Genomic DNA, 14,628 nt, shown 5'->3' with positions numbered 1-14,628 from the left:
GCAAATGAATATTAATGTAATGAAGAAGCAAATAGCTGGATGGAGAAGATGGTTGTCGTTATTGCTGGTGATCTGTCTGGTGCTCTCCATCAGTCCGACGATTCAAGCTGAATCTTCCCAGCCTGCGGTTGAACTGCCCGCAGTTGAGCTGACGAGTGCGGAGGGTAATCCAGGAGATACAGTAAGTATGCCGGTGTACGCTGAGCCCCAGGATCTTATTCATAAATTTGAAATCTCGCTCCAATACGACGCCAGTTCACTTGAATTGGCATCAGCGAATGACGAGCTTCATGTAACCGATACGGAGAACTACACCATAGATACAAGTACGGCAGGAACCGTCAATCTCAATGCGGTTCTTACGAATACAGTTTTCTTTAGCAAAACCAAGATCGCTACACTGAATTTCAAAATTAAGGAAGGTGTGCTGCCTGGTGATGTGACGGTAAGCGTCACCAAGCATGTAATATATGAAGGTGACGATCCGTCAGATCCGTCCTATGCCTCAAGCGGCAAGATCACTGTCAAAGCAGCGCAATATACAGTGGCCTTCGACTCGCAAGGCGGAAGCGCGGTAGAGAGCATCACGGGTGTAAGCGGTGGAGCGACCATCAGCGAGCCGCCGGCTCCAACCAGAGCAGGCTACAGCTTCGCGGGCTGGTTCACCGATTCGGCTGGGACATCCGCATGGGATTTCTCCTCAGCAGGAGTTATGGCAAATACGACACTTTACGCCAAATGGCTGCGTCATGCTGCAACGATTGCCATTGGCAGCGTAACAGGGGCACCGGGAGCGACGGTCGAGGTCCCGGTAACGGCAGTTAGTGCGATATCTGGCATCGGCTCCTATGAGCTGCAGATCGACTTTGATGCCGCTGCGCTGGAAGTGACAGGAATTAAAGGTGAAGCGGGCGACTACTTCGACTTCAACTATGTTAATACGGCAGGCTGGCTCAAGGCAGCCTGGGCAGACAGTGACGGCGGAGATACGCCGATTGCTGCCGGAGACAAGCTGTTCACCGTGACCTTCCGCATCAAGAGCGGGGCGACAACCGGGGACAAGGATTTGACTGTGCAGACGTCAGACTTGAATCACTTTACTGTCACAGATGCTTCTGCGGTTGAAATGGAGAAGACACTGAAGGCTGGGAAAATTACTGTCAGCGCTGCAGGGGCCGTCAACAGTGTGAGCGTCAGTCCGGCCAATATTGGCGTACAGCTTGGAGGCAGTCAGCAGTTCAATGCTACAGTCGATGCGTCAGGAGGGGCGGCTACGACTGTGACCTGGACCATTAGCGGCACTAACGACAAAGTAACTATTGACGATACAGGCAAGGTTGCTGTTGCGGCAAATGCTCCGTTGGGAACGTATACTGTCACAGCTACTTCAACAGCAGATTCGAGTAAGCAAGGCACAGCGACGTTAACAGTCTTGCCGAATATTCCGACGCCAGACATCCCTGCTGCTCCGCAAGGTCTTGCAGCAGCTGGAGGAGACCGGCAGGTTAACCTGAGCTGGAATACGGTAACAGGAGCGACATACTATAACATTTATATGACCACAGAGTCGCAGGCGTACGGTGAGCAGAAAATCGCAAGCGTAACTGCGTCTACCTACACTGTTGAGAATCTGAACAATGGTCAAGCCTATTACTTTACGGTGAAAGCAGGCAATGCTCAGGGGATGAGCGGTGCCTCGAATGAGGCGAACGCAACTCCGAGTGCTGGAGGCACTTCGGAACCTAGCACGCCGCCTGCAACCGTTCCGACAGCTCCAACGAACGTGACCGCTATAGCAGGGGATAAACAAGCAACGGTTCGCTTCACAGCACCGGCAAGCGACGGCGGCAGCCCAATCACTAGCTACGAGGTGATTGCTGAGCCGGGGGGAGTGGTTGTGAAAGGAACAGCAAGTCCGATCGTTGTGACTGGCTTGAGCAACGAAACAAGCTATACGTTCACGGTGAAGGCCCTGAATAAGATTGGTGCGAGCGCAGCTTCTGCTGCATCCAATGCAGTGGTGCCAAGAGGTTCTTCCAGCAGCAGTGGTACAGATGGCAGCGGTGCGGCTTCAACGCCAACGGCATCCCAGGCTGCCAGCGGCGTAGAGATTTTAGTCAATGGCAAGGCTGAGCAAGCGGGTACGCTTGTCACAGGCGAGCGCAATGGTCAGAAGGTAACGACGATTCAGGTCGATCCGCAGAAGCTGGAACAGCGGCTTGCAGCAGAAGGCCAAGGAGCGGTCATTACCATTCTTGTCAGATCAGGTGCGGATGTGATTGTTGGTGAATTGAACGGGCGAATGGTCAAGAACATGGAAAGCAAGCAAGCGCTGATCGAGCTCAAGACAGCGCAGGCGACATATACGCTCCCTGCACGTCAAATCCAGATTGACGCCATTGCAGACAAGGTGGGCAAGTCAGTCGCACTGGAGGATATCAAGGTGCGCGTTGAGATCGCTGCGCCGACAGCGAATACGTTGAAGGTATTGGAGGACGCGGCTGTGAAAGGCACGTTCACGCTTGTCGTGCCGCCGCTTGATTTTACAGTGAAAGCTTTGTATGAGAATTCTACTGTCGAATTATCAAAGTTCAATGCTTATGTGCAGCGTAACATCGTGATTCCGGGGGGAATAGATCCGAACAAGATCACGACAGGTGTCGTGGTAGCTTCAGACGGAAGTGTGCGGCACGTACCGACCAAGGTCGTGAATAATGGTGGAACCTATTATGCGCAGATCAACAGTCTGACCAACAGTATCTACTCGGTGGTATGGCATCCGGTGGAGTTTGGTGATGTCGCTTCACATTGGTCGAAGGCTGCTGTGAATGATATGGGCTCACGAATGATTATCGAGGGAACTGGTAATGAGCAGTTCAGTCCGAATCGTGATATTACCCGTGCAGAATTTGCAGCTATCCTGGTACGGGGACTGGGACTTGCTTCCGGGCAAGGAGACGCGACGTTCTCGGATATGAAGCAGGCGGACTGGTTCAACAAGGCAGTCAGCACAGCGCAAGCATACGGGCTGATTGATGGATATGAGGATGGCACATTCCGTCCGAACGACAAGATTACACGTGAGCAGGCAATGGTAATGCTTGCGAAAGCGATGAAGCTGACTGGACTGAAGGACAAGCAGTCTACTGCATCCGCAGCTGCCGCGCTCGGTTCATTCAAGGATGCAGCGGCCGTATCGACTTGGGCGCAAGGCAGTGTAGCCGACAGCGTGCAGGCAGGCATTGTATCCGGTAGAAGCGCTGCCGAGCTGGCACCGAAGCAGTATATGACCCGCGCCGAGGTAGCTACGATTATTCAAAGACTTTTGCAGCAATCCGGTCTGATTTGATCAGCTAGGGGGCGTTATTCGCCCCCCTGTGTTCGTGTACTTCATATTTTCGAGAGGGGAAAGAAAAACCGATGCTCAAAAAAGCAGGAAAAATTGCTTCATGCCTGGCACTGATCTCCATCTTGCTCAGCAGCTTTGTGCTTCCGAAGGACGAGGCGCAGGCGGATAATTCAACAGCGGCTCTGCCGTATAAATACAAGCTGCTCAAGGATAATATGGGCACTGGGATGAAACTCTACTACAATAATGGGGTTTTTTACTATAAGTCTCAGTTGAATGGTGGCCTAAACATCGCAAACCAATCAACGGATCTGAAGACATGGACCAGAATCATTGACTCGAACACCTTTGGTTCAAGCAAAAGATTTGACTTGCATTCCCTCTCCTTCATTGGTGGCAGAGTCTATGCGACAGGACATACTGTGTCTACAACTACGTTCCCAAATTATACTACTACTTCATTTTTAGGCTATATGAATGATACATCCAATACCAGCTCCAGCTGGACTCAATCCTCATTTCCTTCAGGATTCTTGTTGCTTGGCCCCATTGTTACCGATGGAAGCAATTATGTAATGGGAGCTGGCAATGACAATGTTATTTACCGGCAAGCTTCATCTTCCGGGGGAATACAGGAGAAAGCATGGACTACAAGCAAGAACATGACCAGCGGCTCCCGTTATGAAAATGCTGTATATGATGAGGTTAACAATAGATTGATATTAGCAGATGATGCGAATAATATTGTCTACTCCAAAGATGATGGAATTAATTGGAATAAAATCGTGGTGGATTCCTCTTCTTCGGCAGCCATAACTGACCTTGTTCAGACTGGAGGGACAACTTATATTTCCGGGAGGGACGGTGTATGGAAGCTGGTAGGGACTATAGCAAGCAGGCTATTGCCCTCTGGCAGCAATTACAACGCTGTAGCTGTTGATGAACACAATAATGTATATGCCTTACGATCTGATGGGACAGTGCTCATGTCATCCAATACCGGAGCGACCTGGTCACCAATCGTTGCTAAAGGCAGCGATAATACTTCAACTTATTTTGGTGCAATGGAGTATGGTGACGGGAAGCTGCTTGTCGGCACGGATAAAGGCCTGTACCAGGTAGTAACTAACTCGGTTATTACTAAGCAGCCGCAGGATGCGCAAGTGAATGTTGATACATCTGCTGCCTTTTCTGTTAATGCCAGCGGCAATGACCTTGCCTATCAATGGCAGGTTGATATGACGGGTACAGGCAGCAGCTTCACGAATATAGCTGGCGCAACAAGCACCAGTCTGACTATTCATGCGGGATCAAAGGACATGAACGGCTACCTGTATCGCGTCATCATTACCGATGCCTCCGGGGAACAAATGATTTCCGAAAAAGCTACCCTTTCCGTCAATATTCCTAAGGTGAAGGTGAGCTACCTGTCTGGCGAACACGGGACAATCAGCGTGGCAAGCGAGGATGTCGAGGCCGGAACCAAGCCGGTAGCTGTGCCGATCGTTACACCGGATAACGGCTACCGCTTCATGGGCTGGAGCAGCGATGGTGGTATAACGAAGCTGAGCAGCGACCAGTTGAAGGCGAAGGTCATTACCGGGCCGATCACGTATACAGCGTATTATGTCCAGCTTATTAAAGGGGACCTTGATGGCACTGGCGGCGTATCGTCTGCGGACGCCCAATTGCTGGTGAAGTATCTCAAGGGCACAATCACATTAGGGCCGGATCAACTGAAGGCAGCGGACTTTAATAATGATGGGGTTGTGGATGAGGCGGATGTTAAGGCGATTCTGGCCTTTGTGACAGGAAAAGGCTGAGGGCGTAAGCAGTTGACAGCAAGTGCTCCATGTAAAGCCTTAAGGCTTTACATGGAGCCTTTTTTTTAGGAGAGGTTGTACCTTTTTGTGTATAATTAGCCATCATAAGCTGAGCGTAAAAAATATGGCCTCAAAGCCGCTCGTCGCGCTCCACAGTTCTCGAAACGTTAATATTCCTTGCAGTGCAAGGAAATCAAGCCTCTGGCCTTTATAGGCAGGGGCTTTTGTTTTACTTGCCGGCAATACTTTCTTCCAAAATGGATAAAACCCATTGACTTCGGCCCTGAATGCCTTATACTATTCCATATAAGATTAGTTGGAATTAACGGATTTTTAAATGGTTTATTAGATTTATGAGATACCAGGATGGAGGAAGAAGAAGATGAATCTGCTTGAAAAAGAGGATTTGATCAAAGTTAAAGCTGAGGAATTAGAAAATGCATCACCTGAGGAGATTATCCGCTGGGCTGTTGAGACCTTCCCTAATATCACCTTTGCTTGCAGCTTTGGCGCCGAAGATGTAGTGCTTGTCGATATGCTTCAGAAAGTCAGTCCTTCCACTGACGTTTTCTATCTGGATACTGATTTCCATTTCAAGGAAACCTATGAGACGAGAGATGCGATGGCTGATAAATACGGTATGGAATTTGTTCGCGTATCGCCGCAGATTACCCCGGAGGAACAGGCGGCTCAGTACGGTGAGGCACTGTGGAGCACCGATCCCAATCAGTGCTGCGCGATCCGCAAGGTAGAGCCGCTTACCCGGATTCTATCGCAATATGAAGCCTGGATTACAGGAATCCGCCGTGATCAGGCGCCAACTCGCGCTAATGCCAAAAAAGTCGAATATGATAATAAGTTCGGCCTTGTAAAGTTTAATCCGATTGCCGGTTGGACCTCCGAGGATGTATGGAACTATATTCGCGAGAATGATGTAGTGTACAACCCGCTGCATGACCGCAATTTCCCAAGTATCGGCTGTGAGCAATGCACACGGGCAGTTATGCCAGGCGAAGATCCGCGTGCGGGCAGATGGTCCGGATCGGACAAAACAGAATGTGGACTGCATAAATAAGACATAATCCGTCAAGCCCAGAAGGAGAGAGAGCATAGATGACTTCAATACTTCCTCATGGAGGAACACTTGTTCAGCGCGTAGCAGAGGGTGCAGAGAGAGAACAGCTCCTGCAGCAGGCTTCCGGCTATAAATCAATTGCTGTGAATACATGGACATTATCGGATCTGGATCTGATCGGGGTGGGGGCGTTTTCTCCGCTTTCCGGCTTTATGAATGAAGAAGATTACCACTCTGTGGTCAAAAGCATGCGTCTCTCGGATGGCACTGTTTGGAGCATCCCCATTACATTGGCTGTGGAAGACGAAGTAGCCTCTGGTCTTGCTGTGGGTGACAGAGTTTCGCTGATCGGTGAGGAAGATGGAGTAATTTATGGGCTGCTCGATATTGAGAGCATTTATAGCGTCGATCAACAGCTTGAAGCGCAGAATGTCTTCAAAACGACCGATCCTGCACACCCTGGGGTGAGCAAATTGCTGGCCCGGCCGGCAACCTATGTCGGAGGACCAATTACGGTACTGAATCGTCCGCAGCCGGAGAAATTCGGAGAGTTTTACTTTGATCCGGCGGAGACACGGCGAATTTTCGCTGATAAAGGCTGGAGAACCGTCGTAGGCTTTCAGACACGCAATCCGGTCCATCGTGCGCATGAGTATATTCAGAAATGTGCTATGGAGATTGTGGACGCGCTGTTCCTCAATCCCTTGGTTGGTGAGACCAAATCCGATGATGTTCCGGCCAATGTGCGGATGAAGAGCTATTTGGCGCTGCTGGAGAACTATTATCCGTCAGATCGTACGTTTCTTGGCGTTTTTCCGGCGGCGATGCGTTATGCTGGCCCGAGAGAAGCGATATTCCATGCAATGGTGCGGAAGAATTACGGCTGCACGCATTTTATAGTCGGCCGCGATCATGCCGGAGTGGGCGATTATTACGGAACGTATGAAGCTCAGGAGATATTCTCGAATTTTACAGCCGAGGAACTCGGAATTACTCCATTATTTTTTGAACACAGTTTTTTCTGCGTAAAATGCGGGAATATGGCTTCCAGCAAAACCTGTCCGCATCCGGGCGATCAGCATTTGACATTGTCCGGCACAAAGGTGCGTGCGCTGCTGCGCGAAGGCAAGTGTCCGCCTCCTGAATTTACGCGTCCTGAGGTAGCGGAGATTCTTATCGAAGGTATGTCTGCGGAAGTCACCGCCTAATAAAGAGCCAGTACTATTCGGCCCTCTTGTCCCATATAGATGAGTAGAATCTATCGGGACGAGGGGGTCTTTATTATGTCTGGCCGAAAGCAGGGTAAAGTCTCGGTCTGGATCTCGTGGGGCAGCATTAAAAAAAGTATGCTGGGCGCCATTCTGCTGGCGGTGATGATCGGCATTATCGCCTATGATATGCCAACCGCCAAAACATTGAATTATTGGAGTCTGCCGCTGTCCGGCAAAGTTATTGCCATTGATGCCGGTCATGGAGGTCCTGACGGGGGCGCGGTCAGCCGGGGCGGCCTGATCGAGAAGGACATTAACCTGTCGGTTTCTTTATATCTGCGGGATTACTTGCAGCAAGCAGGCGCGATTGTAGTTATGACCCGTGAAGGGGATTATGATCTGGCCCAGCGGGATACGAAAAGCTATTCCAAACGCAAGACGGAGGATTTGAAGATGAGAGTGAGAAGCATTGAAGAGAAGCGGGCGGACTTGTTCATAAGCATTCATATGAATAGTGTGCCTTCAAGACGCTGGAGCGGAGCGCAGACCTTCTATTACCCGAATAACGAGGGGAATAAAGCGTTAGCAGGTTTTGTGCAGGAGGAGCTAAAGGCCACACTTGAGAACACCGACCGCGTTGCCAAAACCGTGAATACCGTTTATTTGCTAAAAGCACTGAAAATCCCTGCTGCGCTTGTGGAGGTTGGTTTCTTGTCCCATCCTCAGGAAGCGGCCCTGCTCGGAGATGATGTCTATCAGCGGAAAGTGGCCACCAGCATATACCGTGGAATTCTGCGGTACGCCTCGGAGCAGCCTTGAGTAAGGATAACCCATTCGCGGAAGGTAACCTGTAATGCTATAATAGACAAAAAAATACCAGGACCTTACCCGTCCGGAGAAGATAAAGAGGTGTTTTCCATGCTGACCAGGGAACAAATTCAGGAACTATTGCAGCCGCTCACAGACTCGGAATCCGGAAAAAGCCTTATTGATTTACAGTTAATTCGCGATATCATGGTCAAGGAAAACAAGGTTTCGCTTTCCATCGTATGTCTGGATCAAGAAGAGAAAAGCCGCATGGAGCTGGAGCAGAAGGTGCGCACCCTGCTGAATGAAGGAGGAGTGGACGATATCCACATCCGGCTGCGGGATGCTACCGACTATGAACGCGCTATCCTTCGCGGAGAGAGCACTGAGGACAAGCCGCAGGCAGATCAAGGGGAGAAGCTAAAAGGGCACGCAGCAGGCCTTGAGGGGCACGAGCTGATCAGTGAGAACTCGGGTGTGAACTTCATCGCGATTGCCAGCGGCAAAGGCGGTGTGGGCAAGTCAACAGTAACAGTCAATTTGGCAGTAGCACTGGCAAGGAAAGGCAAAAAAGTCGGGCTTATTGATGCCGACATCTATGGCTTCAGCATCCCGGATATGATGGGAATCGAAGAAGGTCCTATTGTTGAAGAGGGAACCATTATACCTGTAGAACGGTTCGGAGTGAAAGTCATGTCTATGGGCTTCTTTATCCGTGAGAATAGCCCTGTGATCTGGAGAGGGCCAATGCTTGGCAAAATGCTGCGCCAATTCTTCAGCGATGTCGGCTGGGGAGAGATGGATTACATGCTGCTTGATCTGCCGCCGGGAACAGGTGATGTGGCGCTGGACGTGCACCAAATGCTGCCGCACAGCAAAGAGATCATAGTTACTACCCCGCATGCAACAGCAGCCTTTGTGGCGGCAAGAGCTGGCTCGATGGCGCTGCAAACGGATCATGAGATTCTGGGGGTTATCGAGAATATGGCTTATTATGAATGCTCCTCATGCGGCAAAAAGGACTACATCTTCGGCCGCGGCGGCGGAGCAAGATTAGCGGAGACGCTGCATACCGAACTGCTGGCCCAAGTCCCCCTGGGCGCTCCAGACAACCATATTTCCGAGCCGGATTTCTCACCGTCGGTATATAAGGCTGAGACAGGAACCGCGAAGCTGTTCGCCGAAATTGCTGACAAGCTGATCGCTAAATATGAGCAGGAGTAAAAACTCCAAAGAGGCCTTCCCTTCACCGGGATCGGCCTCTTTTTTTGGTATTTTCAGCTAATTAGGAGCTTGACTCATCGCCGCCTTGCTTCTGGCCGCCGCCTCCGCCTCCGCCACTCTTGCTGCCGCCTTCTTTTCCTCCCCCTTTTTTCTGAACCTTCGGTTGAAGCTCATCTTGCACCACGGTCTTCAGGAGATCGAGTACCTCCATACGAAATAAAGGATTTTGCATCGCTTCCTGCATAATCGTCATTGATTGCTTGCGGTAATCGGATGTTTTCGTAAGATCAAGGAACATTTTCATCATTTCCGGTGATTTCATAATTTCTTCAACAGACTTCTGATATGCAGGGTCCTTGATCAGTTGAAGATGCAGCTCTTTGCTCTGCGAATTGATGGCCTTTGCGAAGTCTCCGGCGAATTGCGGGTCGGTCATGATTTTTTCGATTTCTTTCTGGTACTCCGGTGCAGTGATGGTATTCTTTACAGCGATGCGGATTTGCTCTGCGGTTTGCATCGGCATCATTTTCATGCTAATTCCGCTTGCACTGCTTCCTCCAGAGCCAGAGCCCGAACTGGGAGATTGCAAAGCCTCCTCAACCGCCTTTTTTCCTTCGTCACTCTTTAATATATCTACAACCATGGTCTTCATTTCCTTATAGCTGACTTGTCCGGAAGAGGAGCTGCTCTGTTCGCCTCCGCAGGCTGTTAAGGCCGTAATCATGCAGAGCACCAGGATTCCAGTCCACAAAGTCCTCCATTTCATTGGCGCTGCCCTCCTTTATAGGATTCCTGATTGTAGTATGCCGCACGGGAAGGCATTTATGTTGCAGTACAATGGTTTTTTAACGGTAAGCTTGGTAAAATAAATATGACACGGGGAGGTGAAATGGCTGAATTTAAGAAAATGGTTTTATTTATTCTGGACCACGCTTTTGATCGGGGCGGGAGGGGCCGTCATTGCCGGCCTGGCGCTGCAGACAGTTAATGGGCAGATTGATTTCAAAAGCACAGCCGATCTCTTGCTCTACCCGCTGATTCTTTTTGGCTACGGTATGCTTGTAAGTGTGTACGCTCAGCTTGGATTTTTCGCTTACCTAATTCTGAATTACATGGGAACGGGTGTTTTTCAACGGAAGATCTGGCAATACATTCAACTGGTGCTTTCCGTACTCGCCTTGCTTGAACTTATTTTCCTGCGTACCTTTGTAGGGAACGGCAGAAACGTAATTTCCGATTTGCTTCTGGGCATTGGAATTTTGCTTACCGCCATTATCGTAGCTTACTTCAAAGTGCGCAGCACGAACGCCTCAGCCTGGATTCCGACATTTTTCTTTATGACAGCCATCACCATAGCAGAAATTATAGGCGTCCTCCGAATTGGTGTGGACAGTGCCACAGTATTTATTGTAATTCCACTTATTGCTTGCAATGCATTCCAAATTCTGATGCTGCACCGTATCCTGAAGCCTGCATCATCTTGACAACGAAAAACCCCGCTCCTCTGGTGGAACAGAAGACGGGGTTTTGCCTCAATTTTACGATTAAAACCAGAAGCAGCGGGTTAATCTTTAAGAACAGCCTACATAATCCGGAAGCAATCCGAACAGGAGGGGAATATATGAACATCAAGCGTTATATGATAAAAGACACAAGCGAAACTGTCCTGAAAAAGCTCGACCCCGATGATAGCGGCGACTTTGAATCCAAGGAAGAAGCCGAAGCCAAAATGGTAAAACTTAAGGAACGGCTTGCCGAGCTGCAGGATATTCTTTTCGCTCAGAAGAAGCACTCACTGCTGGTTATTCTCCAAGGCATGGACTCCAGCGGAAAGGATGGCACGGTAAAACATATTTTTTCCGGGATTAATCCTCAGGGATTTATGGTGACCAGCTTCAAGAAGCCTTCCCTGGAGGAAGAAGCTCATGATTTCCTGTGGAGAGTTCACATGAAAACACCGCCGAAGGGCTATATTGCCGCTTTTAACCGTTCGCATTATGAGGATGTCCTGGTGCCCCGTGTGCATGGCAGCTTGGAGAAAGAAGAGTTGAAGCGCCGCTTCCGCTATATCCGCGAATTTGAGGAAATGCTGGCGGAAGAAGGAACTACGATCGTCAAGCTGTTCTTGCATATCTCCAAGAAAAAGCAGCTTGAAAAGATACAGGAACGGTTGCAGGACCCGACCAAGCACTGGAAATTTGATGCGAGCGATTTGCAGGAACGGGAATACTGGGATGACTATCAGGCTGCGTATGAAGATGTTTTTCAAGAGACCAGCATTGAGAACGCTCCTTGGTACTGGATTCCGGCCAATCATCGGTGGTACCGTAATTACCTGGCCTTAGCTATCGTTGTAAAGACGCTTGAGGGTCTTGATCTCAGCTATCCGAAGCTGGACACCCCTACACCTGACATTTCTAAGCTTATCTCACCACGCTATTAAATGTTCCTTTTGCGGCCTGGAGCGGGTTGTTACATTCCTGCAGCATCCTCCAGGCTTTCATTCAGGGAAGCGGAATCCCGGACCTCTTTGCCTTCGGCGCTGCTTTGGCTGATCAGCTCGGATACAGTGACGAATTCGTAGCCCTGAGCGCGCAATTTATCAATAATAATCGGAAGTGCCTCATGAGTCTGCTTACAGGAATCGCTGGCATGCAAAAGCACAATATCACCGGGATGCGCTTTGCTTGTCACGCGGTTTACGATGTTATCCACACCGATATTCTTCCAATCCAGCGAGTCGGTATCCCATTGGATCACCTTATAGCCGAGATCAGTTGCGACCTGCAGCACTCTTTTGTCAAAATCGCCATTAGGCATGCGGATCAATTTCGGCTCTTTGCCGGTTAACTCGGTCAGCACGGTATGTGCAGTTGAGATCTGGTTGCGTATTTCCTCATTGCTGAGCGTACTGTAGTTCACATGCTTGTGGCCATGACTGCCGATTTCGTACCCTGCGTCTTTAATGCTCGTAACGATTTCCGGATGCGTTTTGCTCCAGGGAGAAGACAGGAAAAATGTTGCCTTATCGACTTTTTTGTCTTCGAGCACCTTCAGAATCGGTTCAGGCCTTTTTTCTCCCCAGCTAATATCAAACGTTAAAGCGATGAGCTTCTTCTCCGTCGGCACACTGTAAATGGCGGAAGGGGCCGTTTGGGAAAAAACGGTAATGTTGCCCCTCTCGACATAGATGACACCGGCGGCAAGAAGCGCGGCGGCAAAGATATAGATGAACCGTTTTATCTTTTTGCCGCTGAATACATAAAAAGAATTCATAATGACAGCGCTCCTCTCCCATGCGAAATGCTTGTTTGTTCTAAATGTATGCTGGGACAGGGCGCTTATGACCTTATATATGTCCAACCCTATTTTTAGGAGGTTTTTATCTTGTCGTTTTTCGCTTTCGCCAAAGATTTAACCACGATACGCAAAGCTTTACTGCTCGCTCTCATATTATTTGTGGCGGGAGGGGTGATCGGCTGGATTGGCACCGGCAGTCTGCAAAAGCTGTTGTCCGGGCAGCTCGAGGGATTAAGTAAAATCAGCGGCAGCCTCAGAGAATCCGCACATCCGCAGTGGAGCTTTTTTCAATTTATATTTTTGAACAACAGCATTAAAGGCGTTCTAATTATTTTTCTTGGCGCTTTATTTGGCGTATTGCCTGCGTTATTCCTGTTGATTAATGGTGCAGTGATCGGCTATCTGATTCATGTGTCGTCACTGCAGGGACTGGATTTATTTGACCTTATCGTGAAGGGACTGCTGCCGCATGGAATTATTGAAATCCCGGCAATCATCATTGCTTGCGCATTTGGTCTGCAGTTTGGTATGAAGGTCCTCAAAGATCTCTTCAGCTCCGCTGCAACAAGAGAGCAAAGAGTCGGCGAATGGCCGGCCTTCATGCGTCAGACATTGAGAGCATCCATCTGGACAGTTATTCTTCTGCTCATAGCAGCGATCATCGAAAGCACAATTACATTTTCTCTTTTATCATAAAAAAACAAAGAAATGAGCATAACAGTAAAGCCGTCAGTTTCAGGGATTGTGAGGCAAGTTTGCGTATGACTTCGGGCGAGGCCATAAAGAGTTTTTTATAATTATGGTTACAGATACTGTGCTCCGGTTAATCTAGTGTAAGTGGATATGCACACAGCTTTCCCCATCAAATGGACTATCTTCTATTGCGGCGGCATTTGAGGATCTTGTTTATTTTCAATTTAATGAAGGAGGCCAAGCATATGTTGGGAATGTTGTTCAACGAGAAGGAGTGCAAGGAGCTGGACTATGTTTTGCGTAAAGAACTTGATGAAATGCTCCTTGATTTAAGTGATCAACGCTTGGACCAAAATATCAGGCATGCCATCGCCAACCGATATAAAACGGTATTCCGTATGTACGCGCGTTTCGCACCTCAGAAGGAGCTTTCCAAGTATGCGTGGGGAGGACGTTATTCGCAGTTCAAACACTGAGCAATTTGTTTTTAATTAAATAGGTTGACTAAAAGGGAGTCGCTGTGATACATTATATCTCGCGCTCCTTTTCAATGTTTTGAAGAGTTGCTGAAGGCAAGAAGAAATGAAAAAAACTTTTTTCAAAAAAACTCTTGCCAAATGCACCGGCGCTATGATATATTATAAAGGTCGCCGCTGACAAGCGACGACGAAGAAAAACGAGAACTTGATCTTTGAAAACTGAACAACGAGTGAGTGGGATTTCACGAAAGTGAAGTCCAAAAACGATGAATTTCACAGCGTGTTTCACGCTTTTGGAATCTAGTCAAGAGAATGCAAATTCTCGTCAGATGTTTCAAAATGAGCGAATCGCTCTTTCTAAATACCAATTTGGAGAGTTTGATCCTGGCTCAGGACGAACGCTGGCGGCGTGCCTAATACATGCAAGTCGAGCGGAGCTTATCCTTCGGGGTAAGCTTAGCGGCGGACGGGTGAGTAACACGTAGGCAACCTACCCTGTAGACTGGGATAACTACCGGAAACGGTAGCTAATACCGGATAATTCCTTCCTTCTCCTGAAGGAAGGATGAAAGGCGGAGCAATCTGCTACTAGAGGATGGGCCTGCGGCGCATTAGCTAGTTGGTGGGGTAACGGCCCACCAAGGCGACGATGCGTAGCCGACCTGAG

12 protein-coding genes, 1 rRNA gene and 1 pseudogene are annotated in these 14,628 nt (G+C 49.1%); 12 read left to right on the top strand and 2 right to left on the bottom strand.

The annotated features are described in order from the left end of the window. Positions 1 to 4 precede the first annotated feature (4 nt). From ACX1DY_RS27720 to ACX1DY_RS27690, 7 genes and pseudogenes are all read left to right on the top strand, one after another. Positions 5 to 3,349, top strand: coding sequence for an S-layer homology domain-containing protein (locus ACX1DY_RS27720; protein ID WP_458967384.1), 3,345 nt, complete (start codon positions 5 to 7; stop codon positions 3,347 to 3,349). 71 nt (positions 3,350 to 3,420) lie between these two features. Further along, complete coding sequence (locus ACX1DY_RS27715; RefSeq protein ID WP_458967383.1) at positions 3,421 to 5,172, top strand: dockerin type I domain-containing protein; 1,752 nt, start codon at positions 3,421 to 3,423, stop codon at positions 5,170 to 5,172. Between the two features lie 111 nt (positions 5,173 to 5,283). Beyond that, positions 5,284 to 5,343 (top strand): annotated as a pseudogene (gene rpsI, locus ACX1DY_RS27710) (30S ribosomal protein S9); the annotation flags it as partial. Positions 5,344 to 5,554: 211 nt separating this feature from the next. Further along, entirely contained in the window at positions 5,555 to 6,247 is a 693-nt protein-coding gene (locus tag ACX1DY_RS27705; protein ID WP_458967382.1) for a phosphoadenylyl-sulfate reductase, read from the top strand. Between the two features lie 38 nt (positions 6,248 to 6,285). Continuing rightward, complete coding sequence (gene sat / locus ACX1DY_RS27700) at positions 6,286 to 7,455, top strand: sulfate adenylyltransferase (protein WP_458967381.1); 1,170 nt, start codon at positions 6,286 to 6,288, stop codon at positions 7,453 to 7,455. A gap of 75 nt (positions 7,456 to 7,530) precedes the next feature. Further along, entirely contained in the window at positions 7,531 to 8,277 is a 747-nt protein-coding gene (gene cwlD / locus ACX1DY_RS27695) for an N-acetylmuramoyl-L-alanine amidase CwlD (protein ID WP_458967380.1), read from the top strand. A 99-nt stretch (positions 8,278 to 8,376) separates the two neighbouring features. Next, on the top strand, positions 8,377 to 9,489 hold the full coding sequence (locus ACX1DY_RS27690; protein ID WP_458967379.1) for an Mrp/NBP35 family ATP-binding protein: 1,113 nt from the start codon (positions 8,377 to 8,379) through the stop codon (positions 9,487 to 9,489). A 61-nt stretch (positions 9,490 to 9,550) separates the two neighbouring features. Here ACX1DY_RS27690 and gerD read toward each other — a convergent pair whose 3' ends face one another. Continuing rightward, entirely contained in the window at positions 9,551 to 10,255 is a 705-nt protein-coding gene (gene gerD / locus ACX1DY_RS27685; protein WP_458967378.1) for a spore germination lipoprotein GerD, read from the bottom strand. Positions 10,256 to 10,382: 127 nt separating this feature from the next. Between gerD and ACX1DY_RS27680 the strand changes: the two genes are divergently transcribed. Both ACX1DY_RS27680 and ACX1DY_RS27675 read left to right on the top strand, forming a co-directional pair. Next, positions 10,383 to 10,973, top strand: a complete 591-nt coding sequence (locus ACX1DY_RS27680; protein ID WP_458967426.1) for a KinB-signaling pathway activation protein — start codon at positions 10,383 to 10,385, stop codon at positions 10,971 to 10,973. Positions 10,974 to 11,110: 137 nt separating this feature from the next. Beyond that, positions 11,111 to 11,932, top strand: coding sequence for a PPK2 family polyphosphate kinase (locus tag ACX1DY_RS27675; RefSeq protein WP_458967377.1), 822 nt, complete (start codon positions 11,111 to 11,113; stop codon positions 11,930 to 11,932). A 29-nt stretch (positions 11,933 to 11,961) separates the two neighbouring features. On the opposite strand, the gene pdaB is transcribed toward ACX1DY_RS27675, so the two are convergent. Next, on the bottom strand, positions 11,962 to 12,765 hold the full coding sequence (gene pdaB / locus ACX1DY_RS27670; RefSeq protein ID WP_458967376.1) for a polysaccharide deacetylase family sporulation protein PdaB: 804 nt from the start codon (positions 12,763 to 12,765) through the stop codon (positions 11,962 to 11,964). A 111-nt stretch (positions 12,766 to 12,876) separates the two neighbouring features. On the opposite strand from pdaB, the gene ACX1DY_RS27665 reads away from it, so the two are divergent. From ACX1DY_RS27665 to ACX1DY_RS27655, 3 genes are all read left to right on the top strand, one after another. Beyond that, positions 12,877 to 13,485, top strand: a complete 609-nt coding sequence (locus ACX1DY_RS27665; protein ID WP_458967375.1) for a stage II sporulation protein M — start codon at positions 12,877 to 12,879, stop codon at positions 13,483 to 13,485. Positions 13,486 to 13,727: 242 nt separating this feature from the next. Further along, on the top strand, positions 13,728 to 13,958 hold the full coding sequence (locus ACX1DY_RS27660) for a hypothetical protein (RefSeq protein ID WP_019908273.1): 231 nt from the start codon (positions 13,728 to 13,730) through the stop codon (positions 13,956 to 13,958). A gap of 369 nt (positions 13,959 to 14,327) precedes the next feature. After that, positions 14,328 to 14,628 (top strand): 16S ribosomal RNA (locus ACX1DY_RS27655); the annotation flags it as partial.

The organism is Paenibacillus sp. BAC0078 (assembly GCF_054483875.1).
This window is presented reverse-complemented; position numbering and strand designations above follow the sequence as displayed.